We start from the raw sequence: 1,809 nt of genomic DNA, 5'->3' as shown, positions 1-1,809 counted from the left end.
GTATCGACCGAGAGCGGCGCGGCTTCGGCCTTGACGAATCCCTTTGCAGCAAGTTCGGCAATGCCGCTGCCGGCCAGCGCCTCGCCCAGCGCGATCTCCGGCAGGTCTACCTGCTTCACGTCGATCGAAACCGGCAGCGATGTCGTGCCGCTCTCCGCCGGCTGATTGCTCGCCAACGGCAGCCGCGCCAGTTCGATCCGCTCGGCAGCAAGGTGGTCGGCGCTGAAGTTCTTCGACAGAAGCGCCAGCGGCGACCAGTCGAGAGCCACCTTGCGTGCCACCAGCCAAGGTCCGCCGCGGTCTTCCACCACGATATGGTCGAGCCTGAGCGCGCCGGACCAGATGCCGTCGATGCCGCTGACGGTGACCTTGCGCTCATCACTCGACGCCAGGTTCGAGATCATGCCGGCGAGATTGTCGCGCCCGCTCTCGGTCTTGGTCAGCACGACCAGCGCGCCGACCGCCGCCGCCACCACGATGAGCAGCGTGTAGAGAAAAATGCGAAGTATGCGCCAGAACGTCTTCATCAGAAGGCCTGACCAATGCCGGCATAGATGCCGAAACGCGGGTCGCCCGGCCCGCGATTGAGCGGCACCGCCGCATCGACACGCAGCGGCCCGAACGGTGTAAGATAGCGCACGCCGACGCCGGCGCCGACCTTCATATCGGCAAAGTCCGGAAACGACTTCGTCGAAACGGTGCCGGCATCGACGAACGGCACGATGCCGATCGTGTCGGTGATGGCGATGCGCATCTCGACCGAAGTCTCGAAGAAGGAAAGCCCGCCGATCGGCTGTCCGTCGATGTCCTTCGGGCCGATGCCCTGATAGGCATAGCCCCGCACCGAGCCGCCGCCGCCCGAATAGAAGCGCCGGTCGGCCGGAACGCTCTGCAGGCCGGTGCCGACGATGGAGCCGATGCTGGCGCGCTCGGCGAGCACGAATTTGGAAGCTGTGTCCAGCGACTGGTAAGCCGACCCTTCGCCCTTCAGCTTGAGGAACGTCGCGCCGTTCAGTATGTCGTAGCTCGGCTCGGCATAGGCCAGCACCCTGAAACCTCTTGTCGGATTAAGCCGGTTGTCCCTGGCGTCATAGACATATTGCAAGGGTACGCTGGCGATCAGGTAGGTGTGCTTGCCGAACGCGTCGGTGATCCTCGAATAGTCGAGGGCGAATTCCGCCGAAACCCTCTGCTTCTTGTCCAGATCATAGGAGACGCCCATGTTGCCCTTGACCGAGAAATGGTCATAGGCGTCGGGATGCTCGAATACGGTCTTGATGCCGGTGAAGAATTTCGAGGACGGCCCAATCACGCCCGGTTTCTCGAACATGATGCCGGCATTGTAGTTGAGTTCGCCCAGATCGTTGCTGCCGATGCCGCTGATGGCACCCTCGATACGCAGCTTTTCGGCGCGCCCGAACAGGTTGCGGTGGCCCCAATAGCCTTCCAGGCCCAGCCCTTCCGTGTTGGAGACGGTGCCGCCGATGCCGAAATAGCGCGGCTTGCGCTCGCTGACCTGGACGTTGATCGGGATGTTGCCCTCGGTGTCGAGGCTTTCGCCTTCCTTCATCGTCACGCTGTTGAACACCTCCAGTCCGAGCAGCCGGTCGCGCGCGTCGTCGATCTCGTCGGGCGAATATTGGCGGCCGCGCTTCAGCCCAGTCATGTATTCGGTGAAGTCGCGGTCGACCTTCTCGGTTCCGTCGACCGTGGTGTCGCCATAGCCGGCGACCGGCCCGGCCGCGACCGTCAGCGTCACGTCGAGCGTCGAGCTGGCGTGCTCGGCGATGATCTGGCGGTCCGTGATCC

Annotated in this window: 1 protein-coding gene and 1 pseudogene; both read right to left on the bottom strand. The window is 63.6% G+C overall.

The annotated features are described in order from the left end of the window. Positions 1–527 (bottom strand): annotated as a pseudogene (locus EOA33_RS34550) (hypothetical protein); the annotation flags it as partial. Next, a partial coding sequence (locus EOA33_RS34545) for an autotransporter assembly complex family protein (RefSeq protein ID WP_145989479.1) occupies positions 527–1,809 on the bottom strand: 1,283 nt, incomplete at its 5' end. The pseudogene EOA33_RS34550 and the gene EOA33_RS34545, both read right to left, overlap by 1 nt.

This window comes from Mesorhizobium sp. M4A.F.Ca.ET.050.02.1.1 (assembly GCF_003997725.1).
Taxonomy (GTDB): Bacteria; Pseudomonadota; Alphaproteobacteria; order Rhizobiales; family Rhizobiaceae; genus Mesorhizobium.
The sequence above is the reverse complement of the archived record's forward strand: the minus strand, read 5'-3'. Positions and strand labels throughout refer to the sequence as shown.